A 14,516-nucleotide genomic window follows, 5' to 3' on the forward strand; every position below is an offset into this window, starting at 1 on the left:
CAAACCTGAGCAACAACACTACGACACTTGTAGCTCGTAGCTTGTAGCTCATAACTATAAACAAACCTGAGCAACAACACTACGACACTTGTAGCTCGTAGCTTGTAGCTCATAACTATAAAAAGACATGAACAAGCAACAACTCTTTGAAAACATCAAGAAGAAACAGTCGTTCCTCTGCGTAGGACTCGACACGGACATCAAGAAAATTCCCGAACATCTGCTGAAAGAAGAAGACCCCATCTTTGCTTTCAACAAAGCCATTATCGACGCTACTGCCGATCTTTGCATCGCCTACAAACCCAACCTGGCTTTCTACGAGAGCATGGGCGTGAAGGGATGGATCGCTTTCGAAAAGACGGTGAACTACATCAAGCAGAACTATCCCGACCAGTTCATCATCGCCGATGCCAAACGTGGCGATATTGGTAATACGTCAGCCATGTATGCCCGTACCTTCTTCGAAGAACTGGACATCGACTCCGTGACCGTAGCTCCTTACATGGGCGAAGACAGCGTGACACCGTTCCTGACGTACGAAGGCAAGTGGGTCATCCTGTTGGCGCTGACCAGCAACAAAGGTTCGCACGACTTCCAGCTGACGGAAGATAAGGATGGCGAACGTCTGTTCGAAAAAGTACTTCGCAAGAGCCAGGAATGGGCTAACGACGAGAACATGATGTACGTGGTAGGTGCTACGCAAGGCCGCATGTTCGAGGATATCCGCAAAGTCGTTCCCAATCACTTCCTGCTCGTACCGGGTGTAGGTGCTCAGGGCGGATCGCTGGAAGAAGTGTGCAAATATGGCATGACGAAGGAATGCGGACTCATCGTCAACTCCAGCCGTGGCATCATCTACGTGGACAAGACGGAGAACTTCGCCGCCGCCAGCCGCAAGGCCGCACAGGAAGTGCAGGCACAGATGGCCGAACAGCTGAAGGCTATTCTTAGTTGACGAGTGGACAAGTTGACAAGTTAACAAGGGATAAGTTAACAAGGTTATAAACTGCAAGGAAAAATATCCTTGTGGCCTTGTTAACTTGTCCCTTGTCTACTAAAGAATTACAGATACTCCCTGAAGAAACTCTCAATCTTGTCGAAAGGAATCACCTTCAGATTGTCGTACAAGTCGGTGTGATTGGCACCGGGGATGATGAGAAGTTCCTTATTATCGCCTGTCAGTTTCTTGAACGCATCCCGACTGAAGTAGCACGAATGCGCTTTCTCACCGTGAATCATCAGGACGGCGCTGCGTATCTCGTTGCTGTAGGTCAGGATGGGCATGTTGAGGAACGACAGGGAAGAAGTCTTGTTCCAACCGTTGTTCGAGTTGAGCGAACGCTTGTGGTAGCCGCGCGGGGTCTTGTAGTAGGCGTAATAGTCTTTCACAAACTGGGGCGCGTCGGCAGGCAGCGGGTCAACGACACCACCGGCACGTTCGTACGAACCATTACGGTAATCCACTGTGCGCTGTGCGTTGAGCTGGCGGCGAAGTTCGTATCGCTGGTCAGCATTCATTGAGTCGAAGTAACCGTTGGCCGTGACGCGGCTCATGTCGTACATGGTCGAGGTGACCGTCGCCTTGATGCGCGTGTCGATGGCGGCGGCGTTCAAGGCCATGCCTCCCCAACCGCAAATGCCAAGGATGCCGATACGCTCGGGATCTACATCGTCGCGAGTTGAAAGATAATCCACTGCCGCACAGAAGTCTTCCGTATTGATGTCGGGCGAAGCCACATAGCGGGGCTGGCCTCCACTCTCGCCCGTAAACGAGGGGTCGAAAGCGATAGTCAGAAAGCCGCGCTCGGCCAGTGTCTGTGCATAGAGGCCGGACGACTGCTCCTTGACGGCTCCGAAGGGTCCGCTCACGGCAATGGCCGCCAGTTTGCCCGATGCGTTCTTCGGCACGTAGAGGTCGGCCGCAAGCGTGATGCCGTAACGGTTGTGGAAGGTCACTTTACTATGATTCACTTTGTCGCTCTGCGGGAACACCTTGTCCCACTCGTTGGTCAGTTCCAGTTTTTCCATATCATTTTCGTTTGAAAAGTTATACTTATCTGTTGTAGTTTCCGCACTTACTGCGGTAAAGCCTGCCAGCAGGAATGCCGCCAGCAGACACGAAAGTTTTTTCTGTCCGTTCACCATATCGATATACCTATAATATATTATCCATTCAGTTGCTTTCACCCAAAGAAAGTGTAACAGTGACATCACCGCCGCCCAAAACATCTTTCAGTTCACTTTCCGTCACATTGTCAATCTTTCCGAGGCGGGTGAGCGAATAGTTGTTACGTCCGTAGTAGATGACGAAATAGCGGCCCTGATACAGAATCAGGTCGCCCGGTCCGGTCGAAATCTGTTCATCGTTGCGCGGCAAGGTAGTGCCTATCGGTCCTACTTTCTCCATCCGTGCATAGTCTTCCATCCGAATGGCAAGATCACCTTTGGCAAGCAGTGCCTTCAGAGCCTGGGTCGAAGAATTATCGACCAGCGTTGCGGTAAAAGTTTTCCCGCTGATTTTCAATCTGATTGTACGAGTTTCCATATTTTCTCCTCCATTTTCATTGTCCGATTCTTCCCCTCCCGGCAAGCTCGGCTGTTCGGGCATTACAGGGGTAGTGTCCAGTTCAGGTTCATCGCTGCACGCTTCCGTTGTCCAAGGAAGCAACAGAAGGAAGGGAATCATCAGATACATCTTTTTCTTCATGGCTTTACGCATTAGTATTCAGATGCAAAGATACGGCAAGCCATGTCGGGTGTTTGTATACGGATTACGGAAGAAATGACAGGGATTACGGTTTGTAAAGTACGGTTTTCTTCTGCATCCTTTTTTATCATCTGCTTGCTTATCTGCATAAAATATTTTACCTTTGACCATAAACATTAAAAAAATGACATCGGACTATGAATAACAAGAGCAATCCCATCGCCGCTTCAACGCCGGATATGGAAAACTTTCCCAAAGACTACACCTATTGCCCCGCCTCCGACGAGATATGTCCCCGTGCACAGCACTGCCTGCGTGCCATAGCCTACCGCCAGTTACCTAAAGCCGGAACAGCCGGTAAGCCCGGTTCTATCCGCATCGTTCACCCTGCCTGGCAGGCAGCAGCCAAGGAAGGATGCGAATACTATCGCGACAATACGCCCGTACGCTTTGCACGAGGCATGACGAAACTGTTCGACGACATTCCACACCGGCTGGAAGCGGACATGCGACGAGGTATCATGGCCTGTTTTTCCTGCCGAAGCTATTATTTCCAAAGCCGAAAAGGCGAACGGCTCATCACACCCCATGAGCAACAGGCCATAGCCAACGTATTCCGACAAGCCGGGCTGAATACAGTCCCAGTCTTCGACAGCTACATCGAAACAGTACACTGGTAATAAAAAGGTAAGCAGTTTATTCCAGTTTATCCGTAATAAACTGACAGTTTACTACTAATAAACTGGCAATTTAAAGCTATTAAACTGAGAGTTTAAAGCTACTAAACCGGGAGTTTAAAGCTACTGAACCGAGAAAAACTAAACGGCAGCATGCCCCTGTCCGCATTTGCTGTCTCCGATAAAAAAAATAACTTTGCAAAAAAGCAGAATTAACCATGAGCTACGAACGCAAAATCATCAATGATCCCGTCTTCGGATTCATCAACATACCCAAGGGGTTGCTCTACGACCTCGTGTGCCACCCCTTGCTACAACGCCTGACACGCATCCGCCAGCTCGGCCTCTCGTCCGTGGTTTACCCCGGCGCACAGCACACGCGCTTCCAGCATTCACTCGGAGCCTACTACCTGATGACCGAAGCCATCCAGCACCTGACGGCCAAGGGAAACTTCATCTTCGACAGCGAAGCCGAATCCGTCAAGGCAGCCATCCTGATGCACGACATCGGCCACGGGCCCTTCTCGCATGTGCTGGAGGACACCATCGTCCGTGGTGTCTCGCACGAAGACATCTCCCTGTTGCTGATGGAACGCATCAACCACGAAATGAACGGACAGCTCACACTGGCCATCCAGATATTCAAGGACGAGTATCCCAAACGTTTCCTCCACCAGCTGGTCAGCGGTCAGCTCGACATGGACCGCCTGGACTACCTGCGACGCGACAGCTTTTACACAGGCGTAACCGAAGGCAACATCGGTTCAGCCCGCATCATCAAGATGCTCGATGTAAAGGACGACCACCTGGTCGTCGAGGAGAAAGGCATCTACTCCATCGAAAACTTTCTCATGGCACGCCGCCTGATGTACTGGCAGGTATATCTGCATAAGGCATCCGTGGCCTACGAGCGAATGCTCATTGCCGCACTGCTGCGTGCCAAGGAGCTGGCTGCCAAAGGCACCGAAGTATTTGCTTCGCCCGCACTGCGCTTCTTCCTTTACAACGACATCAACCGCGACATCTTCTACAGTCGGCCCGAATGTTTGGAAAACTTCATCCAACTGGACGACAACGACATCTGGACATCACTGAAAGTATGGTGCAACCATCCGGATAAAGTGCTGTCTACCCTCAGTGCAGGCATGGTAAACCGCCGCCTGTTCAAGGTAGAAATATCATCCGAACCGGCTACCGAAGAGCGGAAAGCCGAACTGACCCGACAGATCAGCGAAATGTTGGGAGTGACGTCCGAAGAAGCCACCTATTTCATCTCAACGCCAGGCATCGAAAAAAACATGTACGACCCGGCCGATGACAGCATCGACATTGTTTATAAGGACGGCACCATCAAAAACATTGCCGAAGCTTCGGATATGCTCAACATTTCCCTGCTCTCGAAAAAGGTAAAAAAATACTACCTTTGCTACATTCGGGCACATAAGTAAGTATAAAATATTCACCCAAGGACAAGGAAATATAAAAAAAAAGTCCGTTATTTGTGTTTTGAAAACCATTTAGCAAGAAGAAAACATGGAATTTTCAGCCAAACAAATAGCTGCCTACATACAGGGAGAAATTGTAGGAGACGAAAACGCAACCGTACATACCTTTGCCAAAATTGAAGAAGGTATACCGGGAGCCATTTCTTTTTTATCCAATCCCAAGTACACTCCTTACATCTACGAATCGAAAGCCAGTATCATTCTGGTGAACAAAGACTTCGTACCCGAGCATGACATCAAAGCCACTCTGATAAAGGTAGATAATGCCTACGAGAGCCTTGCCAAGCTGCTTACACTCTACGAACAGAGCAAGCCCAAACTGACAGGAATCGACTCGCTGGCTTATATCGCACCCACCGCCAAGGTCGGACAAAACGTCTACATCGGTCCCTTTGCCTACATAGGCGACTACGCGGAAATTGGAGACAACACCGCCGTCCATCCGCATGCTACCGTCAGTGCCGGAGCCAAGGTAGGCAGTGACTGTATCCTCTATCCCAACGTCACAGTCTATCACGACTGCCGGGTAGGCAATCGCTGCATCTTGCACGCAGGTTGCGTCATCGGAGCCGACGGCTTCGGTTTTGCACCGACTCCCGAAGGTTATGAAAAAATACCACAAATCGGTATCACTATCCTGGAAGACGACGTAGAAATTGGCGCTAATACGTGTGTAGACCGTGCCACGATGGGAGCAACAATCGTACACCGTGGCGTAAAGCTCGACAATCTGGTTCAGATAGCCCACAACGACGAGATCGGATCGCACACCGTTATGGCAGCCCAGGTAGGCATCGCCGGCTCCACCAAAGTGGGTGAATGGTGTATGTTCGGTGGCCAGGTAGGAATTGCCGGACACATTCATATCGGCAATAAGGTAGATTTAGGTGCCCAGTCGGGTGTCCCCGGCAACCTGAAAGACGGTAGCCGACTGATAGGTACGCCTCCCATGGAACTGAAACCTTACTTCAAGGCACAGGCTGTATTCCGCAAACTGCCGGATATGTATTTCGAACTGAATGCACTCCGCAAAGAACTCAATGAATTGAAACAACAATTAAATAAGTAACTCATGTTGAAACAAAAGACTCTGAAAGACAGTTTTTCGCTCAGCGGAAAAGGACTTCATACGGGACTTGACCTGACTGTTACTTTCAATCCGGCCCCAGACAATCACGGGTACAAAATCCAACGCATCGACATGGAAGGACAACCCGTTATTGATGCTGTAGCCGACAACGTAACAGAGACCACACGTGGTACTGTACTTTCCAAAAACGGAGTAAAAGTCAGCACCATCGAACATGGTATGGCAGCCCTCTACGCATTGGGGATAGACAACTGTCTGATACAAGTGAACGGTCCTGAATTTCCGATTCTGGACGGCAGTTCGCAATACTACGTCAACGAAATAGAACGGGTCGGCACCGTCGAACAAAATGCCGTGAAGGATTTCTATATCATCAAATCCAAGATTGAATTCCGCGATGAAGCCACCGGTTCGTCCATCATCGTATTGCCGGACGAAAACTTCAGTCTGAACGTCCTGGTTTCATACGACTCGAACATCCTTCCCAACCAGTTTGCTACCCTCGAAGACATGGCCAAATTCAAAGACGAAGTGGCTGCCAGCCGTACTTTTGTCTTCGTACGCGAAATTGAGCCGCTGCTTCAGGCAGGCCTCATCAAAGGAGGCGACCTGGACAACGCCATTGTCATCTACGAACGCGAAATGTCACAGGAAAGCTTCGACAAACTGGCCGATGTAATGGGAGTTCCTCACATGGATGCCAAACAGCTAGGATACATCAACCACAAACCGCTGGTGTGGCCCAACGAATGTGCACGCCATAAATTGCTCGACGTCATCGGTGACCTGGCCTTGATCGGAAAGCCCATCAAAGGACGTATCATCGCTACCCGTCCGGGACATACCATCAACAACAAGTTTGCCCGCCAGATGCGTAAAGAGATCCGCCTGCACGAAATTCAGGCACCTTCATACGACTGCAACCGCGCTCCCATCATGGACGTAAACCGCATTCGCGAACTTTTGCCTCACCGCTACCCCATGCAACTGGTGGACAAAGTGATCGAAATCGGTGCCAATTACATTGTAGGTGTAAAGAATGTGACCTCCAACGAACCGTTCTTCCAGGGTCACTTTCCGCAAGAACCCGTCATGCCGGGTGTGCTGCAGATAGAAGCAATGGCACAGACTGGTGGTCTGCTGGTATTGAACTCGGTAGATGAACCAGAACGCTACTCTACTTATTTTATGAAAATAGACGGTGTAAAATTCCGTCAGAAAGTTGTACCCGGCGACACACTGATATTCCGTGTAGAGCTGTTGGCCCCCATCCGTCGTGGTGTTTCGACCATGAAAGGATATGTATTTGTTGGAGAAAAGGTAGTTTGCGAAGCCGAATTCATGGCGCAAATAGTAAAGAACAAATAAAATTAATAATGGAGAATGAAGAATGAAGAATCTATTGTGACATGTTCCGGTGTGCAAACAGAAATCTTCATTCTTTATTCTTAATTCTTCATTCATATTATGATCAGTCCCTTAGCGTATATCCATCCCGAAGCAAAAATCGGGGAAAACGTAGAGATTGCCCCTTTCGTATTCATCGACAAGAATGTGGTAATCGGCGATAATAACAAAATTATGGCCAATGCCAACATTATGTACGGAAGCCGCATCGGCAACGGAAATACCATTTTCCCGGGAGCCGTGATTGGTGCAGTCCCTCAAGATTTGAAATTCAGAGGCGAAGAAACGACAGCCGAAATCGGAGACAACAACCTGATCCGCGAAAACGTAACCATTAACCGTGGTACAGCAGCCAAAGGAAAGACTGTTGTAGGCAGTAACAACCTGCTAATGGAAGGAGTACACGTTGCCCATGATTCCATCATCGGAAACGGCTGTATCATCGGAAACTCTACCAAGATGGCCGGTGAGATAATCATTGACGACAACTCCATCATCAGCGCCAACGTACTGATGCACCAGTTCTGCCGTGTAGGCGGATATGGAATGATACAAGGCGGATGCCGTTTCAGCAAGGACATTCCTCCTTACATCATTGCCGGTCGTGAGCCTATCTGCTATGCAGGCTTGAACATTGTAGGCCTGCGTCGTCGCGGTTTCTCGAACGAAACCATCGAACAGATCCACAATGCCTACCGCATCATCTATCAGAGCGGACTGAATACCACCGATGCCCTGAAGAAGATCGAGGAGGAAATGGAAATGACACCCGAAATCAATTACATCGTAACCTTTATACGCGAATCAGCCCGCGGCATCATCCCCGGCGGAAAATAATAACAAGTACCTATTATGATCTACAGATTTACTATCATCTCCGATGAGGTGGAGGACTTTGTCAGAGAAATACAGATTGACCCGGAAGCAACTTTCTACGACTTCCACGAAGCAATATTGAAATCGACCGGATATACCAACGACCAGATGACCTCGTTCTTTATCTGCGATGAAGACTGGGAAAAGGAAAAGGAAGTCACCTTGGAAGAAATGGATGACAATCCGGAAATAGACAGCTGGGTGATGAAGGACACCCGCATCAGCGAACTGGTAGAAGACGAAAAGCAGAAACTGCTGTACGTATTCGACTACATGACCGAACGTTGCTTCTTCATCGAACTTACTGAAATCATCACCGGCAAGACCATTAAAGGTGCCAAATGTACCAAGAGCGAAGGCGATGCACCCAAACAGACTATCGACTTCAACGAGTTCGAAGCCAAGAACAGTGCTGCCCTCGACCTCGACGAGAACTTCTATGGCGATCAGGACTTCGACATGGAAGACTTCGACAAAGATGGTTTTGGTGGCTTCGACGAAGGCGGAGGAGGCAATCCTTACGACGAAGACAGATACTAAAAAAATGAAGAATGAAGAATTTCTGCTTTGCGGATGAATGAAGAATTTATCCACAAGCTGCAATTCTTCATTCTTTATTCTTCATTTTCATTCTTAATTCTTCATTCTTCATTTTTTCATTTCCCTTGACCCTCATTGTACTCATAGGACCTACCGGTGTTGGCAAGACGGAACTTAGTCTCCGGCTGGCCGAAGCGTTCAACACATGCATCATTTCGGCCGACTCACGGCAACTGTATGCCGACCTGAAAATCGGCACAGCAGCCCCCACCGAAGAACAGCTACAACGGGTGAAACACTATTTTGTGGGTACACTGGGACTGACCGACTACTACAGTGCCGCTCAATACGAAGCCGAAGTCATAAAACTGCTCGAAACCCTGTTCAAGGAAAAAGATGCCGTAGTGTTGACTGGAGGTTCCATGATGTATGTCGACGCCGTCTGCAAAGGCATCGATGACATTCCTACCGTCGACAGCGAAACGCGCTCGCTGATGCTGCGCCGCTACGAAGAAGAAGGCCTCGAACGTCTGTGTGCCGAGCTTCGTCTGCTCGATCCCGAATACTATCAGATTGTAGATCTGAAGAATCCCAAACGTGTCATCCACGCCCTCGAAATCTGCTACATGACGGGCAAGACTTATACTTCCTTCCGCACCCGGCAGACTAAACAACGTCCCTTCCGCATTGTCAAGGTGGGTCTGACCCGGGATCGTGAAGAACTCTACGACCGCATCAACCGCCGTGTCGACCAGATGATGGCCGACGGACTGCTGGAAGAAGCCCGCAGCGTCTATGCCCATAAGGACTACAACTCGCTGAACACCGTGGGCTACAAAGAACTTTTCAAGTACCTGGACGGCGAATGGACACTGGACTTTGCCGTAGAGAAAATCAAGCAGAATTCCCGCATCTACTCCCGCAAACAGATGACCTGGTTCAAGCGCGACACGGATATCCGCTGGTTTCATCCCGAACAGGAAACGGAGATACTGGCATATCTTCGTTCACAGATGATGAAGTGACAAGTTAACGAGGGAACAAGTTAACGAGGAGGACGAGGTGATGAGTTTAAAAAAGCCTTGTGGCCTATAGCCTCGTCAACTTGTTTACTAAATCCATCGACTTGCCCAACTTGCGATAGAGAGCTTGCATCTCTTCCCGCTCCACCTTGTTTTTGCGTCGCCACTGCTCCAACAAAGACTCCGCCAGCCGGAAGTTCTCCTCCTCTACAGGAGCCAGCCGTTGCATATAGCCATCTCCTTTTTCGTTGTATAGCAACGCCCAGTGCATGTAGCGTTCGCTGCCCATGCCAACCTTCAGGCTGAATACTTTATCCTTCAGCTGCAACGATTCATAAGACAGAGGTGAAGTACCCAGACTATTGTCCATGCAAACCATCGGTGGCAATGTTTCGTCTACCCACAACGGAACGGCTACACCCGTAGGCGGATAACCCAACACAGTCCACATGGTGGTTAATGAGGCTGACTCATCCGGTTTCACTCCCTGCACCACCACCGAACACGAAGTGCTGCTGCGCGAGATGAAATCCTGATCGACAAACCATCCCGAAGCTCCTGCCTCCGTAAAAGGCGGACGGCACAAGTCGATGCCCAACACACAGTTGTGGAACGAACGTGCCAGGTCGTTGAATATACGCCGGGGAGTAACCGAATGACTGGCAGCCAAGGGATCAAGCACGCGGACTGCTTCCTGATAACGCACCACGCCTGCTCCCGGTCCGTACTGTCCCGAAACAGAAAAGTTGGTACGGGCTACATAACCCGCTGGTGCCACCTCGGGATCATTGGCATCGTATATCTTATACGTATAGTAATCCACCTCGAACATCATCGCTCCGCCCTGTGCATCGATTACGCCGAAATTGGCTTCTATCCTGCTGGGCTTTGCAAGTGTATCAAGATAGTGACGAAAATCATCCACCGTAGCACAAATTTCCAATGCCCGGTAAATGGCACGTCCGTTAGCCTCACCGCGCTCCTCACCGTCCTTCACCTCTACCAGATTATAACTCTGTGTATTCATCAATGCAAATCCCGCCGAATTGGTACCGATCCACGCCTCCCGCTTCCGGTGGAAATCCTCACTGTTTACCACAGCAATGAAGTCGAACTTCTCCCCACGGACAAACTCTACATGATTCTTCAGGAAATCCGTATCACGGTGTTTCCACAGCAAAGGGCGTCCGTCGGGCGTAGCACGTCCCGACACAACAGCAGAAGTACAGGCCAGAGCAGGAAGTATCAGGCCCCAAAGCCCTACCAACAAGAAAACAAAATTCTTCATATACAAAAAGAAAATACAATATGCACACCCGGCAAAGATAAAGAAGTTTTCAATGCCAGAAAGAAAAAGGGCATGCATATTTCAATGCACACCCTTCTCTTCTTCAATTAATATACCTGAGTTCTGTTTAGTTTATCCAGACCGTCTTGTTCACAAAGCGCGGAGCAGGCAGCGGCTTCAGCGGTTTCACGCTGGCTGCGCTACGTGTCATCGGTTGCGGTAAGTGAGCCTGGTCGAACTCTACAAACGTTTCGTAATCGTACGTCCACGAATCGCCATAGGCGGTAGACATGACACGCTTATAGATGGCTTCGCGTGAAGGAGCGTTAAAGCCATTGATGTTATTACGCATCATGCTTTCGTTGGTCGGACGCCATGCGCCAGTCCAGTAGGTGCAGGCACCTTCGTATGCGCCCAGCTCTTCACCAAAGGCATCCACTCCCTGATAACGGGGATCCTGAAGGAAGTGCTTCCAAAGAATCTTGTCCTTGTCGCCGGTAAAGTCTACGTTCATAGCCCATCCATAGGACTGGAACTCACGATACGCACTGACCTGTGTCAATGGTATTTCGCCCATTGTCTGGTAAGAATACTCGTCGAGCAGCTTAGCCAGACCATGTCCCATACTCTCGTGGCAAAGTACCTGGCGGAAAGTTTCGCTTTCCAGATTCTCTATCACCGGACAGTAAGCAATGGCAAGCTCAGACATTTCGTCGCCGTTCAACCGATAACCGATGTTAGTAGTACCGGCATACACACTGGTGTTAAGCAACACAATCGCCAAAGTCTCTTCCATCTTTTCCAGGTTTTTCAGCTCGTCAACTACAGAAGCATATTCGAGAACTTTCTCCATGTTTCCAGAGATGGCCGAACTACCGTTTCCTGCGAGTACCGATTCGAAAACGGTGCTGTAGCCTTCACCAAAAGCATTGTTCTTGGAAACAGCCGTCACCGACCAGATGTCAAAATATTCGCGCAACGAGCGCAAAGGCTCCTCCGTAAAGAGGTTTTCCACAGCCTTGTCCATCACCTGATCGTAGTAGCCTTCGGCAATTTCTTTATCCACAAAGCCATCACCCATGATGACGATAGGTACACCATTGCCTTTCGAGTGTGACTGCAATACTTTTACCTGCTTGTCAGCCGAATAATCGGTCGAAGTTTCTACCGGCTCACCTTCCTGACGGATATAGATTTTTTCTGATTCCATCAACACATTGTCTGTGTTGTTCTTGTCAACGATATATATCTGGAAGGTAGCTTCGCGTACATCACGTGTCTCGTTGGGAAGTACCCGAATTTCGAAAGTTCCTTCGGTCAAAGCACGCGATTCGGGTGCCTTGATAGGCTTAATCCAACTACCGACATCAGAATAAACCATCAGTTTGTACTTACCATCCACGTTTGTAGCAAATTCCAGTGCCAGGTCCTGTCCTTCGCAGGGCACATCAAATTTGGCCTGTTTCAAGAGGACAACATCCGAAGTAAACTGGGTGAAAGCAATTTCTACGGGAGTTCCGTTGGCTCCGGTCAGTTTCAGTACTCCGGAGCGATCCAGACCGGTATTATTGGATTCCTTCGCAATCAGCGAAATTTTCACTTCACCTGCATTACCCGAACGGGGCGATACGGTAGCCCACTCTACATCGGTTTCGGCTTTCCAGTTCGAACCGGCTACAAATTCGATGGTATACTGCGCGTTCTTAGCTGCCGGCAGCATGATATTATCCACCGAAGACGTTACCGAAATGTCCGGCAAGTTTTCGTTGTCGTCGTCCGAACAAGAAGCAACGAACAGCGAGCAAAGAAAAAACAGAGACAGATAATATAGCTTTTTCATGTCAATAGAGATTTGAATTTACAGGGAAATTACATTCTATCAATCACGCTTACAGGAGCTTTTGTTGCCTTGAAATTCTTCTGTATAGCACCGGCGGCACGTACAACGTTCTTCGTTGCAGCGTCACCAATCGTAGTGCAGTCAATGCTTGCAATTTCTGTAGTAACCCAACCTTTGCTGTCTACACCAAATACCAGTATCTTATAGTCTGTTCCTGGATAAATGCCCCATCCATAATCCATGGCAGCAAGCACTTTCTCGCCCGAAGACAAAACTTCGGTTGTTCCCCAGTCTTCTACGCCACCATAGATTTCTTCCGAATAAATGGCATCGAAAGCAAAGTCATACATGGTATAGTCGTCTTTCAACGTGCTGTTTTCAACAAATGCGATATAATATCTCTCGCTGGCATTCGAAGGAGTCACTTTCAGCTTGATGTTAACGATATAATCTCCTTCAGCAACTTCTACCAATTCCTGGTTTTCTACACTCAACGTGAATGTACCATTGCTCGTAGCCTTCCATTCCGGAGTTGTAAAGAAGTACTTGATCATCGGAGTCACGATCTTGACAGGATCATCGTCATTTTGCATATCGAATTCCACGCCGTAAGCATACATAAGATAATTCTGATTAGGCTTCAGCATACGGGTTTCGTACTCAGTGTCTCCCTTATCCGAACCTTCCTGCATAAAGCCGTACCATGGTATCCAAGGCATGGAAGAACCCAACTTCTTATAATAACCGAAGTCGTAACCTTCGATAAACTCCATATCCGAGTCATAGGCTGTATACGTTTCGACAGGAATCTGTGCCAGCTGATAGTACATGTCCTTGTCTTCGGGCACTGCCTTCATCAGAGCCGAACGGTAAGTCAGGTTCTCGATAGACAATGCAATCGGACCGCTGCTGGTGGTCACACGTGCTTCTGCCGGTTCAGATACCACCGATGCATCCGATGAAACGGCCTTCAAAGTGAATAAATATTCAGATGAATAAAACAGTTCGGCTTCTTTCGTACTTGCAATCTCTACGTTCAGGCTCTTTGTCTTGCCAGTTACAATAACTTCGTTCTCGGGTTCCTTCACAGCCTCCAGCTGATAGGTATATTCAACCGCATTTTCTACAGCCTCCCACGAAAAAGCCAGCGTAATAGGGTTATCCAAAATCTCTTCGCTTTGAATGATTTTTGGGGTTGTAACTGTTCCTCCTTCGTCAGAAGAATCATCACACGACGCTAAAAACAAACAGCGTAGACAACACAAGCAACATTGTGTGCCATTTCTTTGTTAAAAAAATACTCTCCATAATGTAATCTTTTATAAATTTTAAGGTTTTGTATGCAGCAAATATACAATAATTACGATACAATACAATAGAAGAACTCTTTTTTTAAGGCTTATATCGCATAAATCCCCCAAAACACCAAGAAATAACTCCTGCCTTTCTGAAAAAAGCAAATCTACAGGTGAAAACGCTATTCATGCAGCAAAATGAAAGTATTCTTAGTATTTAGAAGCTGTTTTGATTTCATTCGATAAATCTGTTAAGCATGATTTGGATG

Annotated in this window: 13 protein-coding genes; 8 read left to right on the forward strand and 5 right to left on the reverse strand. The window is 48.5% G+C overall.

All coding sequences use genetic code 11. From position 1 onward, the window contains the following. Positions 1-127: 127 nt before the first annotated feature. Positions 128-955, forward strand: coding sequence for an orotidine-5'-phosphate decarboxylase (gene pyrF / locus Q3C19_RS16900; RefSeq protein WP_022163158.1), 828 nt, complete (start codon positions 128-130; stop codon positions 953-955). A gap of 107 nt (positions 956-1,062) precedes the next feature. On the opposite strand, the gene Q3C19_RS16905 is transcribed toward pyrF, so the two are convergent. Further along, positions 1,063-2,145 (reverse strand): alpha/beta hydrolase, encoded by a 1,083-nt coding sequence (locus tag Q3C19_RS16905; protein WP_302730906.1) that lies wholly within the window; start codon positions 2,143-2,145, stop codon positions 1,063-1,065. A 28-nt stretch (positions 2,146-2,173) separates the two neighbouring features. Further along, the gene (locus Q3C19_RS16910) at positions 2,174-2,707 is read right to left on the reverse strand and encodes a cyclophilin-like fold protein (protein ID WP_302730908.1); all 534 of its coding nucleotides are present in this window, start codon (positions 2,705-2,707) and stop codon (positions 2,174-2,176) included. A gap of 197 nt (positions 2,708-2,904) precedes the next feature. Here Q3C19_RS16910 and Q3C19_RS16915 point away from each other — a divergent pair, with 197 nt between their 5' ends. The 7 genes from Q3C19_RS16915 (at position 2,905) to miaA (ending at position 9,827) form a co-directional block, all read left to right on the forward strand. Continuing rightward, positions 2,905-3,387, forward strand: a complete 483-nt coding sequence (locus tag Q3C19_RS16915) for a DUF6078 family protein (protein ID WP_302730910.1) — start codon at positions 2,905-2,907, stop codon at positions 3,385-3,387. Positions 3,388-3,602: 215 nt separating this feature from the next. Then, complete coding sequence (locus Q3C19_RS16920) at positions 3,603-4,832, forward strand: HD domain-containing protein (protein ID WP_302730912.1); 1,230 nt, start codon at positions 3,603-3,605, stop codon at positions 4,830-4,832. 85 nt (positions 4,833-4,917) lie between these two features. Beyond that, positions 4,918-5,958: a UDP-3-O-(3-hydroxymyristoyl)glucosamine N-acyltransferase gene (lpxD, locus tag Q3C19_RS16925; RefSeq protein WP_287641995.1), complete on the forward strand. Its 1,041-nt coding sequence runs from the start codon at positions 4,918-4,920 to the stop codon at positions 5,956-5,958. A 3-nt stretch (positions 5,959-5,961) separates the two neighbouring features. Beyond that, positions 5,962-7,347 (forward strand): bifunctional UDP-3-O-[3-hydroxymyristoyl] N-acetylglucosamine deacetylase/3-hydroxyacyl-ACP dehydratase, encoded by a 1,386-nt coding sequence (locus Q3C19_RS16930; RefSeq protein WP_071150319.1) that lies wholly within the window; start codon positions 5,962-5,964, stop codon positions 7,345-7,347. Positions 7,348-7,446: 99 nt separating this feature from the next. Then, positions 7,447-8,223 carry an acyl-ACP--UDP-N-acetylglucosamine O-acyltransferase gene (gene lpxA / locus Q3C19_RS16935; protein WP_022163149.1) on the forward strand — a complete coding sequence of 259 codons (777 nt, stop codon included), beginning with the start codon at positions 7,447-7,449 and terminating at the stop codon, positions 8,221-8,223. 15 nt (positions 8,224-8,238) lie between these two features. Next, complete coding sequence (locus Q3C19_RS16940) at positions 8,239-8,802, forward strand: hypothetical protein (RefSeq protein WP_022163148.1); 564 nt, start codon at positions 8,239-8,241, stop codon at positions 8,800-8,802. A gap of 125 nt (positions 8,803-8,927) precedes the next feature. Then, positions 8,928-9,827 carry a tRNA (adenosine(37)-N6)-dimethylallyltransferase MiaA gene (gene miaA / locus Q3C19_RS16945; protein WP_113740898.1) on the forward strand — a complete coding sequence of 300 codons (900 nt, stop codon included), beginning with the start codon at positions 8,928-8,930 and terminating at the stop codon, positions 9,825-9,827. 64 nt (positions 9,828-9,891) lie between these two features. Here miaA and Q3C19_RS16950 read toward each other — a convergent pair whose 3' ends face one another. From Q3C19_RS16950 to Q3C19_RS16960, 3 genes are all read right to left on the reverse strand, one after another. Beyond that, positions 9,892-11,112, reverse strand: a complete 1,221-nt coding sequence (locus Q3C19_RS16950) for a hypothetical protein (RefSeq protein WP_302730917.1) — start codon at positions 11,110-11,112, stop codon at positions 9,892-9,894. 127 nt (positions 11,113-11,239) lie between these two features. Continuing rightward, the gene (locus Q3C19_RS16955; protein ID WP_302730919.1) at positions 11,240-12,952 is read right to left on the reverse strand and encodes a M64 family metallopeptidase; all 1,713 of its coding nucleotides are present in this window, start codon (positions 12,950-12,952) and stop codon (positions 11,240-11,242) included. A gap of 29 nt (positions 12,953-12,981) precedes the next feature. Then, on the reverse strand, positions 12,982-14,118 hold the full coding sequence (locus tag Q3C19_RS16960; protein WP_302730921.1) for a hypothetical protein: 1,137 nt from the start codon (positions 14,116-14,118) through the stop codon (positions 12,982-12,984). Positions 14,119-14,516 lie beyond the last annotated feature (398 nt).

This window comes from Bacteroides sp. ET489 (assembly GCF_030518095.1).
Taxonomy (GTDB): domain Bacteria; phylum Bacteroidota; class Bacteroidia; order Bacteroidales; family Bacteroidaceae; genus Bacteroides; species Bacteroides ndongoniae.